Below are 15,814 nucleotides of genomic sequence, written 5' to 3' on the forward strand. Positions count from 1 at the left end.
AATGGCTGCTGCCCAACACGCACAGGTATACCTCGAGTTCCTGGATCTCTCCCGTATATTTGTCCGTTATATGGAGCTTTTTACCCGTAAAATCGATGAAGAGCTTGTCGCCCGCCTTATGGGTGAAGTGCATCACTGGCGATGTCTCTTTTGTCCATTCACGGTACCAGTACCTGAACTGGGAGAGCTTGAACCCGTCCGGGTGCTTCGCATGATACTCTTCCCAGAGCAACTGTCGCGTGACACCCGTTTTGCGGAGTTCCTTGTCAAAATAAGGGAAGTACCGCTCTAAGGTCCTCAGCTGTTCGCTCTTGGGCTTTTGGTCCGCCTTGAAGAGCCTGTGGATCTCCTCCAGGGTCATCTCCGAGACCTCGTAGGGCGTCAGCCTGTAGCACTTGAAGAACTCGATGTACTTGGCCACCGTGTTGCGGGAGATGCCAAGTTCCTTGCTGATGCGTCGCTTGCTGGCCCCCTCGCCGTACAATTTGTAAATCCTTTTTGCCTTGCGCATATCTATCTGTTTGTTCGCCATGGTCTTTTTTACAAAAGAAACCATCGCAACACTCAAATAGAATCGATCTTTTTAGTGGCTCACTTTCATCCGCCCCACTATGCTCACTTTGGTCCGCCGCGGGTGGCTCAGTTTGACCCGCCGAAGGTGGTATACTATGCCCGTTTTTTGCACTTGGGAATAGGATTGGAATATGTGGATGCAGTCTACCGGACCATCATGGACAGTGATTTTGCCCAGTACACCATTACGGGCATGAAGGCACTGGCCGTCCTGTTCTTTTTGGTGAACATTCTAAAGAAGTACAACGAGGGCATCGCTTCGACCGATGGCCATACCTGGGGGCTGACCCCCACGGAACTGGCCAAGAACTTTGCTGTTGTGATCTTGGTGATTTTCTCCACACAGGTATTGGATGTCTTTGATACCATTTTGGTCTCCATTGAGACCCAATACCGGGATACGGCCCCAGCGCTCCTCCCGTTACAGCTACAGGATGTGGATCTGGAACGGGATGTGGGCGCACTGGAGGCCGCCAAAAAGGCTTTGGCACTACTGTACGAGGCCTTGGTGACCCCCTTGTACGGATTGAAGTTGCTGGCCTTTATCATCGGCATTTTCCTTTGGATGATGGACCTGTTCATCTATCCGCTGTTCTTGGCGGAACGTTTTTTCCTATTGGGCATTATGCGGGCCTTCTTTCCCTTGGTGATCAGTTTGGCCGTGTTCGAGAAGTTCAGGGGATTGGCCTATAACTTCTTTAAGCTCTATGCCGGGGTATATATGTTGGTGCCGGCCTTCTTTTTGGTCAATGTCTTTGTCAATGCCCTGTACACGGAGATCAACACAAACTTTTGGAACAACCTGTTCGGGACGGACTGGGGCAGTGAATTTTTTGCGCCCTTGATCGAACTGGCTTCCATTGGGTTTATCGTGCTGTTGAAGTTCAAACTGTACCGCAAGGCCACCTCCTTTACCTTCAAACTCTTTGGTGGTGCCTAAGGCACATTTATAACTGTCCAATGCACCTTAACAAAAATCAATAAAGAATGAAAACACCCTATAAAAACATATACGATGTCCTAAAGCTCAACCGCTTTATCGTGTTGGCCACGATCATCGGGGCCGTACTGACCTGTATCGTTTCGGTGCTGATGGTCATCAAGCTCCACAGGGAAAGTATGGACAATGCCTTTGTGGTCAACGGGGATGGAAGCGTGATTCCGTTACAAATGGTCTCCCAACTGGAAAACCTCGAAGTGGAGGCCAAGGCACATCTGGAACTGTTCCACGGCTATTTCTATGGAATCGATGCCAGTAACTATGAGAGCAACTTGGAGAAAGCCCTGTGGTTGGGCAACAGCTCGGTGGATGCCCTCTATCGGCAAAAGAAGGCCGATGGCTTCTACAACCGCTTGTTGCAATATTCCTTGATCCAGCAGGTGGAGCGCATCGAATCCCGAATCGATATGGACCAGGAACCCTATGCCTTTCAGACCCGGACCGTGATCCGAATCAATCGAGGTGCTGTCATTGACACCTACGAATTGATAACTACGGGCAAACTCATCCAAGTGGCCCGAAATTTTCCCCATAACCCCCATGGGTTATTGATCACTGATTTTTTTGAAAACTCCCTCCGTAAAATAGAAGACTATGAAACCACAGCAGAATAAGATTGTATTTGTATTGGTCCTGATCGGGGTGGTCCTTTTTATCGTGGCCTACTCCATCTTAACCTTTGGTAAGGACAAGAAAACCGACCTTAGACCGGACCGCATTCCGATGCCCGATCTGGAGGAAAACCAAAAAGTGTATGAATCCAAGATGGAGGCCCTGGATGATCTCAAAGAGGAACGCGAGAACACCGCTCCCCAGGTCTATCCCGATAATATGGTCGATGACAAGGGCTATTTCAATCCGGACTATATGGAATATGAGAAACATCGTATCATCGATAGTGTCTACAGTACGGGCAATTTGGCCCCACAACGTGAACAAATGGAATTAGGGGAAGAAACATCATCCATCGAACCGAAAACCGAACCAACACAAAACAAAGAACCCCTATCAGCCAATCCCATACCCATATCCGAACTAGCTTTGGAACAGCAACTGTTCTTTGCCTCCAAACCTAAAGTTCTGGAAGAAAAAACCAATCCCGGCATTCTGGTCGAAGTGGACGGCAAACAGGTTTTACGAAAGAACAGCCGCATCCGGTTGCGGTTGGTGGAGCCAACCATAATCAACGGCCATCGTTTCCCCAAATACACCACGTTGTTCGGTACCGTGCGTTTCCGGCCCAATCGGACCATCCTGAACATCACCCAAATTGACCATGTTCCCTTGCAATGGGAAGCCTTTGACCTACAGGATGGCCTTGCAGGCCTCTATTTGGAAAACTCCCTGCGGGAGGAAGCCACCCAAGAGATTATGGACGATATGGTTCAGGACATCAATATTGCCGGTTTGCCCCAAGTAAGGGGCCTAAAAAGTGTTTTCCAACGCAGCCAGCGCAAGCAGAAGGTGACCGTTTTGGATGGCCATCGCTTATTATTAAAACCGAAACAGTAATAAAACAAAATTAACACCATGAAAAAATACAGTCTTATCCCCGTTATCATCTTCATCGTTTCCAGCAATTATGCCCAATGTCAAACCTTGGACACCATCTATGCCAACGACCATCAGGTGGTATCCCTTTCCTTTACGGACCCTATCCAAACAGGTATGACCGGTTCCCCTAACTTTACCTTCAATTTCAATAGGGAGCAAGCGGAAAACTTGGGATTGCTGCAGGCAGAAAAAGCCCATGAGAGCAATCTGTTGGTGCGGACCACCACAGGAAACCTCTATTCCTTTATCCTCTCTTATCGGGAAGACCTCTCCCAATTGCATTATTTCATCGCCCCGGACCAACGTTTGAAAAACCCTTTGCAACATTCTTCCAATGGTAATTCAGCACAAGATTCCATCCAGAAAACCGCTTCTGCCAAAGAAGAGCACTTTACGCTGTTATGTACCCAATTGCTACACAAGAAATCGTCAACCCACCGCAGTAAGGGTCAAAAAGGCATCAGGGTCAAACTCATGCAACGCGTGTACCATGATGATCACGTCTATATGGTTTATGAATTGAAGAACCGTTCCAATATCCCTTATGAACTTGGACAGTTCCAATTGTCAAAGGTATTGGGTACCACAAAACGTAAGGCCTCCTACCAAGAATTGCCGATCACTCCCCTATTCGAATTCAAAATGCCCAAACAAATCGGTCGAAGTAGTTCAGTTCGTTTTGTGATGGTCTATCCCAAATTTACCTTGAATGCAGAGCAACGCCTACAAGTAAAGGTATTGGAGGCCCAAGGTAGCCGTAATCTTATCCTCAAGTTGCGTTGATTTTGCCCAACCAGTGAAAAGCCTATCAAACTGGTAAAAGGTCCTGAAATCAAAATGTAACATAATGCCAGCGCATCAATCCGATATGACCTAACGCATACAATTGGGTATAAAAACTGAGGAAGAATAGGTCGGATATTCTTTAAATCACCTTCAAGCCCTTGGTCAATCATTACAGCAAAACCCCAGAAAAATTAAGGTTTTCCCGCACTTTTTTTTGGCGAATACGTCTTATCTTTAAGAACCTCAAACCATTGCACTTCCTACAACCCAATTCCCCCAAAAAAGTTCAAACTGATTAACACCCCTAATCGGAGTTACAAATACACTAAGATCAACTGTAAACGAATGCGAATTAAGTTATGTCAAAAAATAAGTATACGTTCCATTTAGGGATAACCATGGCGGGGGCGGTTTCAGCCGGAGCCTATACCGCAGGCTTTATGGATTATATCATCGAAGCCTTGGATAATTGGGAAAAGGCCAAAAAAGAAGCTAGCCCCGATGATGTCATCCCAAAACACAATGTCATCATCGATGCCTTGGGGGGCGCCTCCGCCGGTGGGATGGTCAGTATGATAACCACATTGGCACTTTACTCGGGAATCCATAAACCGGTAAAGGAGGTCTCCAGAAAAAAGACCGGGAATATCCTCTATGACAGCTGGGTGTTTTTGGACGATGATGACAGCTTATACAACGGAACCCGTAAAGGAAAGACCACTTTTGCAAAGATGCTTTCCACCAGTGATCTTACAGGGGACCAAGGTGCGTCATCATTATTGAACTCAACACCCATCGATACCATTGCCGAAACGGTCTTTGAAAAGATTCCAAAGGATGCTGGCACGGTCAATTTTCCGGCCTATATTTCTCAAGACCTGCGGCTATTATTGACGATTACCAGTTTGCGACCCGTGGACTACAAGGTCAAATTAAGCAAACTCAAGTCTAAGTTTTTGGATTCGACCCCGGGACACAAGATCAGCCATCATGATATTGTAGCCCACTTTAAGCTCAACTATAACGAACTCGTGGACAAGGACAAGTTCCTGCCCTTTAGGCCCACCGCCAAAAGTCCCGTGGAAAAAGTGAACACGGAGTTTCTGACCAACGTGACCAAGGCCACTGGTGCTTTTCCGATTGGACTTGCCCCTCGATATTTCGCGGATGACTTTTCTTCTGCTTACGTGAACTACAGTTTATCCCAACGCAAGGCTTTTGATACCAGTATGGATATCGAACTTGATACCACATCGGTTTCCGATTTTAAATTCACCGCAGTGGACGGTGGAGCCATCAATAACGAACCGTTCGACGAGATTCTCCGAACCCTGGTAGCCACTCATGGGGCTGCCAATAAGAAGAATCCAAAATATGGCACGGTACTGATCGATCCGTTTCCCAATTTTGAATATGAAAAGAAACCTGGAAACATAGACTTTAAGTTGACCAGTATCATGGACATCATTGGTTACTTGATTCCCACGGTGCTCAATCAGGCACGGAACAAACAGACCGACACCTACGGTATCGGACTCTTTAAGCTTATGGCCTTCCCCCGCAAATTAAAATTGGGGACTACCCAAGAGGTTGAACACCCTCCGTTGGCTACAGGGGGCATCGGTGGATTTGGAGGGTTTTTGGATATTGATTTCAGAATCCATGATTTTTTCCTAGGGCGCAAAAATGCCCAAAACTTTTTAAGAGGGGTATTCTTTATGGAATATGATGAGACCGATAAAAACAACCTTTTCTATGGTATCCACCCGAAAGCCCTAAAAAAGTTCAGAAAAATAGTTAATGGCAAGACCTATCTGCCCATCATCCCTGATGTGGGCAAACTGGATAAAGATGACGATTCCAACCCTTCCCGATATAAGGTGCAGGAGTTTCCGAAATTCAATGAAGTGAAGTTTCTAGAACTAAAGAAACCCATAAAAAAAAGGCTGAAAGCCGTATTGAAAGCTGAATTAAAAAAGAAGGTTTCGAACTGGGCGATGCGCATAGGACTTGGCCTCCTCATATCCCTGCTATCCAAAAAAATGACCAAATGGATCATGGATACCATCATCAAGGATTTCAAGGCCAGGGGTATGTAACGCGATTATTTTCAGATCAAACGAAATAAAACACAAGTTCGAGACACATCAATTAAAAAACACAAACATGAAAGCATTCAATCTATCACAGCGCATCGTCAAAAATGACAAGATCTTAGCGGAAATGGAAAACAAGTTCGGAAACATGGAATTCCCGGAATTTGGGCGTACTGCCATTATTGGGGACAATGACGAGGTCGATTTTAAGAAACTGGGGGAACAACTCACCAATCGCAATTTTGACCTGAACGATGTGCAAGAGGCCATCATCAATGTCATGGGCCGTCCGGTACTTGAAATCCGTGACGATTCCTTTGATGTCAATGAGCCCGAACTTGATTTCTGGAAGGACATTCTAAAAAAGAACAAGAAAGGGCTAACAAAAGTAATCCCATCGATCGGTAGGATAGAATTGGCAGGACATCCCAGTTTGGATTGGGTTGGGACCGGTTGGTTGTATCAGGACGATTATATCATCACCAATAGGCACGTTGCCCAAGAATTCGCCACAAGACTTGGGGAACGATTTGTATTCAAAAGAAACTTCCTGAACGAGGCCTATTCGTGTTCCATTGATTTTAAGGAAGAGCTGAACAATCCCACTTCCAAAAGCTATGTCATTGGCAAAGTACTGCATATTGAACCTGAAAGTGGATATGACATGGCCATCCTTCAAATCGTATGGGACGATAACAATGCGAAGTTCCCATCCTTGGAGCTCGCGAATAAATTAATAACGGATGAGACCATTGCCACCATCGGATATCCTGCCAGGGATTCCCGTACCAAAATACCGGAAGATCAGATCCGTATTTTCTCCGATGTATTCGACAAGAAAAGACTGGCCGTAGGTGAAATTGACTATGTGGACCCCGATAAGCAGTTTTTCATTCATGATTGTACCACCCTAGGCGGGAATTCAGGTTCCCCCATCGTGGACATCGAAACACAAAAGGTATACGGACTGCACTTTGCAGGAAGGGAACGTCAAGGAAACTTTGCCATACCCGCTGTCATCATTGATAGGATATTCAAGAATACTGTGACCAACAAGCGCTTTTTCATATCGGAAGGCGAATTCGATCCTTCGATAGAGCTGGAAAAGATCTCGCAAGAAGATCTGAAGGGCCGAAAGGGTTTCGATGAAAACTTCCTGAACAAAAAAACACCTTTTCCAGGGGTTACCAAGGAACTTAAAAAAGAGCTCGCCCAATTAAAGAACAGCAAACAGACGAAGCTGGACTACCTGAATTATTCCGTAGTCATGAGCAAAAAGAAGCGTCTTGCTTTGGCTACCGCCGTAAATATCGATGGTACCCAATGGCGACACATCACCAGGGGCAGGGACAAATGGTCAAAAGACCCAAGGATAAAGCCAAGCGAACAGGTGGGCAATGAACTGTACAAGTACAACAATTTTGATCGGGGGCACCTAGTCAGAAGGATGGACCCAGCCTGGGGAACCTCCTATCAAGCGGCAAAAGACGCCTCCGAGGACACCTTCTTTTATACCAATTGTGCACCGCAACATAAGAACCTCAATCAAAAGATATGGTTGGGGCTTGAAGAATATATCCTTTCCAAAACCGTGGACAACGAAATGAAGATCTGTGTGTACAATGGCCCCATTTTTTCGGAAACCGATATGTTCTATCGGGACATTCAGATACCCGAAAGTTTTTGGAAAGTCGTGGTGGCCAATAAAGGGGACAATGGCATTTATGCGACGGCCTATATACTGAGCCAAAAGAAATGGTTGGATGATATCGAGTTTGTCTTTGGCCCCTACGAGACCTATCAAGTACCGGTGGCTTTTGTGCAAGAACAAACAGGCCTCGTTTTTGATCAAGAAATCCTTGATTCTGATGCCATGGCGAACATTACGGAATCCCTGCACATGGGCTTACGGATGAACCAGATCCAGGATTTTGAGCACATTGTCATTTAAGAATCGTAACCCATACCCTTGGGTCTGTTGAAGCTTTATTTCTGAAATATGGAGGCCACCTCCCGATGCACCTTCAGATAATGTCGCTCCAAATCCCCATCTTTGATTTCAAGGTGCTTGGGCAAGCCTTTTGGAATTTCAGGTCTTGGAAACCGTACCTTTCGGTCCTTTCCATCCGCAAAGACCACGAACTCCCCCTGCTTTAACCGAAAAAACACCTCGGCCCTGCGTTTGGACACCTCCTTCTCCCCTTCCGTGATCCGTCGCTCCAAACTCAAGCCTGAACTCTTGCTCACGCTCCGTGTCGGCATCTTGACCAGTTCAAAGAACCGCTCATAATAGCGGGCCGTATCCGGATCGTTCACCTTCCCAAAAAACTGATAGGATAGATTGGACAAAATGGCCTTGCTGGCCTTTTCACCGTACATCATATCGTTCTGAACCTTATCCTGTAGCACATATACGCTCACAATATCGTAACTCCGCAAGGTGGCAGGAATGCGGTGCATGTTCAATAGCCGTAAGGTTGAAGCCTCCTCCAACAGCATAAAGGAGGGTTTGCGGTTTCGTCTTGACATCTGTTTGGAGATGGTATGTATAATGGTGGCGATCACCGGGGATAGGGAAGCATCTTTTTGTGGATTGTTCACCAAGGCAATGACCGAGGGATGTTTTTCATTATTGATGTCCAGCGGAATCTCATCGGCGGACAATACCATAAAAATCTTTCTGGTACTGATCTTTTTGATGGCATTGGCCAAGGTACTCATCACCCCAGCGGTCTGTCGCTCCGACCCCACCCCACTGATAAAGGCATCGGCCATGGCACGTGAGGTAAGATTCTCCCTTAAAAACTTGATCAGGCTCTTGGTGCCCAACTGTTGGTACAGGGCCATCACATGGGGCAGCGTACAGAAATCGGGGTGATCGGTCTTGAGCCGCCAGATCAGTCCGCTGATCAAGCCCTCAGCAGCATCCTTAAAAAAACGGGAGGTACTGTTCCCATCGGAGTCCCTGTGTTCCATCAAATTCTCCAACAGGACCCGCGACACCTCGTGGACACTCTCTTCATCGGGCAGGTAACGGGGTGCAATGGGATTCACCCGATGGTAGATCGGCCCAAAGGACACGATATGAAAGGGTACCTTTTGATCTTTCCAAAGGGGACAGGCCATTTCCGTGATCTCAAAATCCTTGTAATCGTGGATGACCCCGGAGAAACCTTCTTTTTTAAAATGCTCCAAGAAGCCATAGATGACACTTTCGGTCTTCCCGCTCCCTGCGGAAGCCATCACGGATACCCCCCTGCGGATGTTCCCCAGGACCAAGGACCTGCCCTTGACCCTTAATTTGACCTCGAACACCTTTGAAGGTTTACTCGTATCCTTATGATAATCCACCAGCCCATAGATGACGGTATGCACAAAAAACAAAGGGAGCCACAGGCCCAAGGACTGTTTCAAAAGTAAGTCCCAGCCGAATATCACTCCAATGGTGATTGCCAACATAAGCAGGATACCGAGATAATACAGAAAGCCATTCTTGAGATACCTATTGGCCACAAATGAGATTCCTACCCCAACGATCAAACCGATTATCCATTCCATCCATCCTAAATTTTCCATAGCAACACTGTTTTAAATTCCGATCGACCCCGATTCCAAGGCCTTTCCGATTCCTTTTTTGAGCTGCATCATCGCCTTATAGGCCAATTGTGCCTTGTTCTTGGGGATGGTCGGTACCTTGACGCCCGCCTTGAACAACAACTGCTTGGCCGCTTGCCGTTCATTCGTCGGCAAACCCAAGAGGGCCGAAAAGAAGCGTTTCGGATCCTTGTCCAACAGGTTACGGGCATGGTAGGTCTCCACAAAATTTCTTTTGTATCCGAACTTTTTGTCAAAAGTCATTTCCGCTGCCCTAAAGAATTTATCCCGATCAAAGCCCTGTTTGACGGTCTGCCCATGGAGGGTGGTCTCGGAAGTTCGGAACTTGGACCCCGGGGAGAGGCTATGGGTATTGGTCCTGTCCATTCGGCTCACGATGATATGGATATGGCTTTGGTGGCCCTCCTTGGCCATCCCCGGAACGATGCGCTTTCCGTTGAGTTGGTGGGGCGCCTCTCCTTCCAGTACATTTATCTTTTCCCGGAGCTTGGCAATTTCCCCTTGCTCCCGTCCTTCTTGGATGGCCCTGACCCGGTGTTGTAGTTCCAAGATCTTGCTGGCATGGGCCTGGTTCTCCTTGACCTCGCGATCCCTTTGGGAATAGGTGCGTTCCCGTTCCAATTTGGCAAAATAGAGGATATCCTTGACGGTCACTTCACGGTCCCGGTAAAAGGAGGCCGCATAGGTATTCATAACCTGCCGGGTGTATTGCCTCAGTTTCTCGGGGTCGTTTCCGATATGATGGAGTTCCCGTTGGGAAGGACTGACCACCAGGGAATAGAATTTGGGCTCCCGTTTCTTGAGCTTGGCCGTATTGGCGTCGATCTCGGCAATGACCCGCTCCGCATCGATGTTGTTCTCTTCCTGATTGAAATACCCTTCCTGCTGTTCCGGTTCCTTCCCTTCGTTCTCCTTTTCCAGATAGTTGACAAAGTCCCGGGCACTGCCCTTAAAATTGTCCCCCAGTTGTTGGCGTGTGATGGCGATGTACATACTTATTGTTTTTTAAGTTTTGTGCGGTATTTTTCAATGGCCTCGGGGTTCAAATCCAATTTGAGGTGGTCCTTGCCAAAGCGGTTGTGGTATACGCTCACATGGTCCAGCACATAGGCAAAATCATCCTTGAGCTCTTCCATTTGTTCCTCCAGTCGGTCATAACGGATTTTGGGCACGGTGACCTCCCCATCAAATACATCAGTCTCCTTGGGTGGCTTGGCCTCGGTCAACTGCTGTTCGATAAAATCAAAATCGCTGTCCCATTCCTCGTCATCGGATGCCAGTTCCTGTTCAAAGAGCGCCTGCATCATTCCAACGGTGGGCAGAGTCTGTTCCTTTTCGATGCTGCGCATGATAGCGATCATGGCATTGAAGCGCCGCCTTATGTAGAGCTTCATACTGGCCATGGTCTCCCCCAGATGTTGGTCCGGTGAGATTCCATGTCGTTCAAAAAAGTGCACCATGAGCAACAGGGTCATTGATCGGGATTGTCCAAACTTTCGGGAAAACCGTCTAAATTTCAAGGCCACCGAGCTTTTTACCCGAATGGTCCTAAACCCCTCTTTTTCGTATCCTTTATCCATTTTTGAGTCAAAAACGTCTTGATTTTATTGGGCTAGAGGCCTTTTTTAGTCAAAAACCTTTTCGCCGTCATTTTCCTTGATACCGCAAACCCCCATAAACAGGGGCCTTGCGGAGCAATCATGATCGGTAGGACGCGCGAGCGTGCTACCCTCTTGCTTCTCCGAATTGTCCCGCAGGGACAAAATCGTATCGCACAACATGACCCAAGGGTCAGTTGCCTCTGTTCTAAAAGTCAAATCGAATTCTACGGACATTGGGAAAGTCATGCCTGTCCGAGGTGTTGGACCAAATGGGTCGCCATTGGGCGTCCATTGGGGTTCCACTACATAAATGTAGCGACATTCCCGCTAAGATGAAAACACATATTGTGCACAATTGGCGGGGTTTGGCACCAAATGGAATTTGAATGTCATTTTTGGGGGTCCAAAACGTCGGGTGCTGGCCCATGGGCCAAAAAAAAGACCCTCCTTCGAGGGTCTTTCCAAGCGTCTTTCCAAAAGTTATGATCAGGATTTGAACAGCTCCTTGGAGTACTCAAACCGAAAGAGCCAAATGTTGATGACCAATAGAAAGGCCTTCTCCGCATTGGATTCCTTTTTGGTATGGTTCGCTTGGCGTTTTCTGGCCGGGATCTCCAGCGATTTTCTGATACGTGTTTCCATGGTTTGTGTTTTTCATGTTTTTCAATTGTCCATTTAAAAGGTCAGCCCCCCAATGGTCCCGCCTATAAAATTCCATTGTCGGCAAAACTGTAGTAGCGCCCATCAGGTGCCAGGATGATATGATCCAATACCTTGACATCAAACAGCTGTGCGGCCTCCTTGATCTTTTGGGTCAATTGCTTGTCCTGATAACTGGCCTTAAGCTGTCCAGAGGGATGGTTATGGGCGAGAATGATCCCCACCGAAAGGGTCTTTAGGATAATGGCAAAAAGGATGCGCACATCCACCAAGGTGCCCGTGATGCCCCCATGGGAGAGTGGGTAAATACCCTTTACCTTGTTGGACTGGTTGAGCAGCACGATCTTAAAGGTCTCGTGCAGGCCTATGGTCTTGTTGTCCCAATTTTGGAACAACAGTTCCGCCACCTCGTTGGAGTTGGTCACGGACAGGGATTTCAGCGTGCTGAGCTTTTCCCGGTAACTGATCTGTATTTCATTGACACGATGTTCCATTTCATGTGCTTTTAAGTTTGAAAAAGTAAAGGATGCCCCAAGTTGTTACGGGGCACCCCTATCCATTTTACTCGGTGGTATTGTTCTCACCACCGCCCAACAAAAGGATCTCACTGGCCACTACTTCGGTGACATACTTTTTATTGCCCTCTTTGTCCTCATAGGAGCGGGAGGTCAATTTCCCTTCGATGGCAACTTCCTTGCCCTTGGTCACAAAACCTTCGATGATGTCGGCCAGTTTCCCCCATCCGATGACGGTATGCCATTCAGTATTGGTCACCCGTTCCCCTTCGGAGTTCTTGTAATGTTCATTGGTGGCCATGGTCAGGCGTGCCACGCGTTTCCCTTTTTCAAGGTCTGTGATCACGGGATCTTGTCCCACGTTTCCGATCAACTGTACTTTGTTTCTCAATGTACTCATGATAAAAAGCTTTAAGTGCCTGCCCTCTTCCTATTGGACAATCGGGCAGACGGGTTAATAAATTCCCCTCTTTTTTTGGTCAATGTTTCCCAAATTTTAAGGGGCGTTTGTTTGCTTCTTACGTGCGCAGCACAATAAAAGAAGGGGGTTCTGTCAAGGCTTTTGGGCGGAAATCGGGAGGCTCCGCGACGTAGCAAAACCCTGACCGCCGATGGTGGGCAAGGTTTTCAAGGAAGTGGATACCCTATTTATGGCCAAAACCTGTCTTGGTCTTGACAGGTTCGATGAGGGCCCTAGGAATTCCATCTGACCCATTGGCAAGGGAGCGTACGGGAAGTTGAGCGAGTGCGGGCGATGGTGTCCTGATCGGAAGTCCTTGGGCCCTGCCCTGTTTTTCGATGCCCCGAAAAACAAGTAAGAGCTTCTTTTATTACGGATCCCTTAAAATTTGGTGGGCGGACTGGCGGATTTGCGGCCTTCCAAAGCAAGGCCCCCAAGAAGGGTCTGCAAAGGAAGGCCGCATCAAAATCCGTTCGGCCGACTTCCTTGTTGGATGTGGATGTATTGTATTCTTCCAACATTGCGGTGGCCGATGGAGCAATACTCCCGTTCTGGAGGATATAATACGGGAATCACTTTTTCCTCCGCTCAGAACAGTTCTCCCTGATTGTTCCGGGAAGTTTTGGTATCTGGACGCTTTGAAGTTTTCAGTTTGTCCCTTAGGGCCTGTCTCCGTTTCTCATAGATCCATGACCTTAGGTTGTCCAAGAGTCCTTTCTCATGATCGGAAAGTTGCTCGGGTGCTATTTCCATCATTGCTTCAAACTGTTCGGTCTTGTTGAAGGTCCGGACATATTGTAGCCCGCACCAAGTGTAAATGTTCGTCCATTCACTGGGCATGGGCGCCTCATAGGTCCTGGGCATCATATAGGCAACCACCTCGGTAAGGGACGCGGTTTGCTTTCCTTCCATTTGGACCCGCATACGGGCCGAGGTGATGTTCTGCAATATATCCACGGGAATCAAATCCTGCCAAGCAGAGGGATACACAATGATGGGACCAGCGAGGACATCCATAAAGTCGAAAATAAAATCGGATTTAGCCTTCTTAAGGGACTTAGGATTGGGGTTTGGATTTGGTGTTTTCGTTGGCTCCATTTCAAAGCCAAAATCCAGCTGCACTACGTGGGAATTTTCCATGATGATATGTTTTAAGTTGAACAATAGTGGCGCACGGCCAAACGGAAGGGAAAATTCCGGAGCGGGAAGGAAACGGAATAAAAAGAGAGTGGACGACCGGCTTTATGCCGTCCCTTGTCCGAGGAATATTTTCCGGGTTTACCTTTGGGCAGTATTGATCCAAACAGACACTATTGGACTTCCCACTTTTGTCCTGACCAAGTGGACAGATCCAGTTTGCCCATCGGGTTCACCGGGAAAGGCGTGGTCGAAACAACCGGCAATCCAAAAATGGGTTATATTTGGTGACAATGGAAGCCAAATACATCAAGATCTTTACCGATGAAATGGTCACTTTGGAAACAAGTGATGCTTCCATACTTTCCTGTATCATCCAATCCTCAAAGAACAATTTTGACCAATTTGAAAACTACTCCCTAGAAATCCAGCAGCTGCACGAGATCATTGTCACAGTGCACATAAAAGGAAATGACCGATTGGATCTACCGATCAAGATCAAGGACATACAGTCCATTGAGCGCATGGATTGAAACCCTACAAATTCCGGTTCTGATTTAGGATATGGCCCAAAAAAATTCCCATTATTAAAAAATCATTTGAATGGTACGGCATATCCTTTTTTTCGCTTCCTTTGGTTCGATAATCAAATGCCTTGCCAATGGCAAAAGGCCATGGTCATAAATAGCCATGTCGGGGTTACGGTGTGTCGGGAGTACATTGCCAAGACCATCTACGGTGTAGAGGCCCGACGTATCGGATTTATTCCCCATATCCCTATATCAATAGGTGTTCCTTGGACGGCCCACAAAATCAGGTCGACCCTTTTTCTAGACGGCCAGATCTAAAGCTTTTCCCTGTAAGGGGTCGATTATTGACCTTCTCGCCCGAACATGTCCCGGATCGAACCCTTTGCACCTATAAACAGTAAAATATTCTTTTTTAATATGATTTTCAACTAGTAGCGTGAACCAAATATCCCTGATATGAAACGATGGATTTAGAGCTAAAGGTCCAATTGGTCGAAAAACTGTTCGCCCAATTGGAGGAAGAGGGCGCCCAATTTCAACAAAGCTCGGGCCTGGGTTGTGCATCCGGTTGTGGCAAATGTTGTACCTACCCACAAATAGAGGCTTCCCCATTGGAATTCTTACCTTGGGCATTTCACCTGTTTTTGTCCGGAAAGGCAGAAAATATGCTTGATGCGCTCAACGGGGAACATGGCTCCACTTGCTTTCTGCTCAAGCCCGTTTCCGTTGTTGACCAGGGCCATTGTGATACATATGCCTACAGAGGTCTGATCTGCCGATTGTTCGGCTTTGCGGCAAACAGGGATAAATATGGGAGCATGAGATTGGTGACCTGTAAAATTATCAGTGAGGGCCAGGCCGCCAATTACCGTTCCGTTTCCGAAGCCATCACAAAAGGACTGTATGTTCCGGTGTTCACGGATTATTATATGCAATTGAACCAAATTGATTTTCATCTGGGCAATAGAATGGTCCCCGTGAACAAGGCGCTGAAAATGGCAGTGGAAGAAGTTTTGCACTACTACTCCTATAGGCCTATCCCCGATGCGGACAAATGCTGTCTTTAGCAAAGGGCATCAAGATCATTGGTCCGATAGCTTCGGTGATTTCCAAGTTTAGGTCAAACACCATTTGGGCATGGTCCAAACGGAAGGCAAAATTTTGGGGCGGCAAGGAATCGGAAACCGCCCGCAATGGGCAGGTCATGGCGGTAGGAGCGGCTTTCTGCCTCCCCCTGTCCGAGAATTATCGTCCGGGCTCACCTTTGGGGACCCATTGATCGGGATA

General features: G+C 47.3%; 18 protein-coding genes and 1 pseudogene. 10 read left to right on the plus strand and 9 right to left on the minus strand.

Annotation, left to right across the window (positions count from 1 at the left end; genetic code table 11):
- A pseudogene (locus A7D14_RS00480) lies at nucleotides 1-511 on the minus strand (IS21 family transposase); the annotation flags it as partial.
- Nucleotides 512-730: 219 nt separating this feature from the next.
- Between A7D14_RS00480 and A7D14_RS00485 the strand changes: the two are divergent.
- The 6 genes from A7D14_RS00485 to A7D14_RS00510 all read left to right on the plus strand — a co-directional run bounded on the left by A7D14_RS00485 (nucleotide 731) and on the right by A7D14_RS00510 (nucleotide 7,960).
- Entirely contained in the window at nucleotides 731-1,513 is a 783-nt protein-coding gene (locus A7D14_RS00485; protein WP_255307359.1) for a hypothetical protein, read from the plus strand.
- A gap of 47 nt (nucleotides 1,514-1,560) precedes the next feature.
- On the plus strand, nucleotides 1,561-2,187 hold the full coding sequence (locus A7D14_RS00490) for a conjugal transfer protein TraK (protein ID WP_067028844.1): 627 nt from the start codon (nucleotides 1,561-1,563) through the stop codon (nucleotides 2,185-2,187).
- The gene (gene traM / locus A7D14_RS00495) at nucleotides 2,168-3,085 is read left to right on the plus strand and encodes a conjugative transposon protein TraM (RefSeq protein ID WP_067028846.1); all 918 of its coding nucleotides are present in this window, start codon (nucleotides 2,168-2,170) and stop codon (nucleotides 3,083-3,085) included. Before A7D14_RS00490 ends, traM begins: the two co-directional genes overlap by 20 nt.
- Before the next feature lie 18 nt (nucleotides 3,086-3,103).
- Nucleotides 3,104-3,910, plus strand: a complete 807-nt coding sequence (locus A7D14_RS00500) for a DUF4138 domain-containing protein (protein ID WP_067028848.1) — start codon at nucleotides 3,104-3,106, stop codon at nucleotides 3,908-3,910.
- A gap of 362 nt (nucleotides 3,911-4,272) precedes the next feature.
- The gene (locus A7D14_RS00505) at nucleotides 4,273-6,012 is read left to right on the plus strand and encodes a patatin-like phospholipase family protein (RefSeq protein ID WP_141673177.1); all 1,740 of its coding nucleotides are present in this window, start codon (nucleotides 4,273-4,275) and stop codon (nucleotides 6,010-6,012) included.
- A gap of 67 nt (nucleotides 6,013-6,079) precedes the next feature.
- A complete protein-coding gene (locus tag A7D14_RS00510; protein ID WP_067028853.1) occupies nucleotides 6,080-7,960 on the plus strand; it encodes a DNA/RNA non-specific endonuclease in 1,881 nt (626 codons plus the stop codon).
- A 35-nt stretch (nucleotides 7,961-7,995) separates the two neighbouring features.
- Here the strand turns inward: A7D14_RS00510 and A7D14_RS00515 are convergent, their stop codons facing one another.
- The 8 genes from A7D14_RS00515 to A7D14_RS00555 all read right to left on the minus strand — a co-directional run bounded on the left by A7D14_RS00515 (nucleotide 7,996) and on the right by A7D14_RS00555 (nucleotide 14,000).
- On the minus strand, nucleotides 7,996-9,585 hold the full coding sequence (locus A7D14_RS00515) for a type IV secretory system conjugative DNA transfer family protein (protein ID WP_176712338.1): 1,590 nt from the start codon (nucleotides 9,583-9,585) through the stop codon (nucleotides 7,996-7,998).
- 12 nt (nucleotides 9,586-9,597) lie between these two features.
- Nucleotides 9,598-10,617, minus strand: coding sequence for a MobB family relaxase (gene mobB, locus A7D14_RS00520; RefSeq protein WP_067028855.1), 1,020 nt, complete (start codon nucleotides 10,615-10,617; stop codon nucleotides 9,598-9,600).
- 2 nt (nucleotides 10,618-10,619) lie between these two features.
- Nucleotides 10,620-11,204: a BfmA/BtgA family mobilization protein gene (locus tag A7D14_RS00525; protein WP_067028857.1), complete on the minus strand. Its 585-nt coding sequence runs from the start codon at nucleotides 11,202-11,204 to the stop codon at nucleotides 10,620-10,622.
- A gap of 45 nt (nucleotides 11,205-11,249) precedes the next feature.
- The gene (locus A7D14_RS00530) at nucleotides 11,250-11,459 is read right to left on the minus strand and encodes a hypothetical protein (protein WP_141673178.1); all 210 of its coding nucleotides are present in this window, start codon (nucleotides 11,457-11,459) and stop codon (nucleotides 11,250-11,252) included.
- A gap of 252 nt (nucleotides 11,460-11,711) precedes the next feature.
- Nucleotides 11,712-11,867, minus strand: coding sequence for a hypothetical protein (locus A7D14_RS19895; protein ID WP_176712339.1), 156 nt, complete (start codon nucleotides 11,865-11,867; stop codon nucleotides 11,712-11,714).
- A gap of 62 nt (nucleotides 11,868-11,929) precedes the next feature.
- Nucleotides 11,930-12,379, minus strand: coding sequence for a JAB domain-containing protein (locus A7D14_RS00540; protein WP_067028863.1), 450 nt, complete (start codon nucleotides 12,377-12,379; stop codon nucleotides 11,930-11,932).
- A 67-nt stretch (nucleotides 12,380-12,446) separates the two neighbouring features.
- Nucleotides 12,447-12,800, minus strand: a complete 354-nt coding sequence (locus A7D14_RS00545; RefSeq protein ID WP_067028865.1) for a single-stranded DNA-binding protein — start codon at nucleotides 12,798-12,800, stop codon at nucleotides 12,447-12,449.
- Nucleotides 12,801-13,448: 648 nt separating this feature from the next.
- Nucleotides 13,449-14,000: a hypothetical protein gene (locus tag A7D14_RS00555; protein WP_067028869.1), complete on the minus strand. Its 552-nt coding sequence runs from the start codon at nucleotides 13,998-14,000 to the stop codon at nucleotides 13,449-13,451.
- A gap of 290 nt (nucleotides 14,001-14,290) precedes the next feature.
- Between A7D14_RS00555 and A7D14_RS00560 the strand changes: the two genes are divergently transcribed.
- The 4 genes from A7D14_RS00560 (at nucleotide 14,291) to A7D14_RS00575 (ending at nucleotide 15,806) form a co-directional block, all read left to right on the plus strand.
- Nucleotides 14,291-14,530: a hypothetical protein gene (locus tag A7D14_RS00560; RefSeq protein ID WP_067028871.1), complete on the plus strand. Its 240-nt coding sequence runs from the start codon at nucleotides 14,291-14,293 to the stop codon at nucleotides 14,528-14,530.
- A 141-nt stretch (nucleotides 14,531-14,671) separates the two neighbouring features.
- Complete coding sequence (locus A7D14_RS19900) at nucleotides 14,672-14,845, plus strand: hypothetical protein (RefSeq protein WP_176712340.1); 174 nt, start codon at nucleotides 14,672-14,674, stop codon at nucleotides 14,843-14,845.
- 146 nt (nucleotides 14,846-14,991) lie between these two features.
- Nucleotides 14,992-15,594 carry a YkgJ family cysteine cluster protein gene (locus A7D14_RS00570; protein WP_067028875.1) on the plus strand — a complete coding sequence of 201 codons (603 nt, stop codon included), beginning with the start codon at nucleotides 14,992-14,994 and terminating at the stop codon, nucleotides 15,592-15,594.
- Entirely contained in the window at nucleotides 15,582-15,806 is a 225-nt protein-coding gene (locus A7D14_RS00575; RefSeq protein ID WP_067028877.1) for a hypothetical protein, read from the plus strand. The genes A7D14_RS00570 and A7D14_RS00575 overlap by 13 nt, the downstream gene beginning before the upstream one ends.
- The last annotated feature ends 8 nt before the right edge of the window (nucleotides 15,807-15,814 follow it).

It is taken from the genome of Allomuricauda sp. CP2A (assembly GCF_001683915.1).
Taxonomy (GTDB): domain Bacteria; phylum Bacteroidota; class Bacteroidia; order Flavobacteriales; family Flavobacteriaceae; genus Flagellimonas.

Coding starts and splice junctions, on each gene's coding strand:
- A7D14_RS00485 (WP_255307359.1), top strand. CDS start 731: ATGGACAGTGATTTTGCCCAGTACACCATTACGGGCATGAAGGCACTG.
- A7D14_RS00490 (WP_067028844.1), top strand. CDS start 1,561: ATGAAAACACCCTATAAAAACATATACGATGTCCTAAAGCTCAACCGC.
- traM (WP_067028846.1), top strand. CDS start 2,168: ATGAAACCACAGCAGAATAAGATTGTATTTGTATTGGTCCTGATCGGG.
- A7D14_RS00500 (WP_067028848.1), top strand. CDS start 3,104: ATGAAAAAATACAGTCTTATCCCCGTTATCATCTTCATCGTTTCCAGC.
- A7D14_RS00505 (WP_141673177.1), top strand. CDS start 4,273: ATGTCAAAAAATAAGTATACGTTCCATTTAGGGATAACCATGGCGGGG.
- A7D14_RS00510 (WP_067028853.1), top strand. CDS start 6,080: ATGAAAGCATTCAATCTATCACAGCGCATCGTCAAAAATGACAAGATC.
- A7D14_RS00515 (WP_176712338.1), bottom strand. CDS start 9,585: ATGGAAAATTTAGGATGGATGGAATGGATAATCGGTTTGATCGTTGGG.
- mobB (WP_067028855.1), bottom strand. CDS start 10,617: ATGTACATCGCCATCACACGCCAACAACTGGGGGACAATTTTAAGGGC.
- A7D14_RS00525 (WP_067028857.1), bottom strand. CDS start 11,204: ATGGATAAAGGATACGAAAAAGAGGGGTTTAGGACCATTCGGGTAAAA.
- A7D14_RS00530 (WP_141673178.1), bottom strand. CDS start 11,459: ATGTCCGTAGAATTCGATTTGACTTTTAGAACAGAGGCAACTGACCCT.
- A7D14_RS19895 (WP_176712339.1), bottom strand. CDS start 11,867: ATGGAAACACGTATCAGAAAATCGCTGGAGATCCCGGCCAGAAAACGC.
- A7D14_RS00540 (WP_067028863.1), bottom strand. CDS start 12,379: ATGGAACATCGTGTCAATGAAATACAGATCAGTTACCGGGAAAAGCTC.
- A7D14_RS00545 (WP_067028865.1), bottom strand. CDS start 12,800: ATGAGTACATTGAGAAACAAAGTACAGTTGATCGGAAACGTGGGACAA.
- A7D14_RS00555 (WP_067028869.1), bottom strand. CDS start 14,000: ATGGAAAATTCCCACGTAGTGCAGCTGGATTTTGGCTTTGAAATGGAG.
- A7D14_RS00560 (WP_067028871.1), top strand. CDS start 14,291: ATGGAAGCCAAATACATCAAGATCTTTACCGATGAAATGGTCACTTTG.
- A7D14_RS19900 (WP_176712340.1), top strand. CDS start 14,672: ATGGTCATAAATAGCCATGTCGGGGTTACGGTGTGTCGGGAGTACATT.
- A7D14_RS00570 (WP_067028875.1), top strand. CDS start 14,992: ATGGATTTAGAGCTAAAGGTCCAATTGGTCGAAAAACTGTTCGCCCAA.
- A7D14_RS00575 (WP_067028877.1), top strand. CDS start 15,582: ATGCTGTCTTTAGCAAAGGGCATCAAGATCATTGGTCCGATAGCTTCG.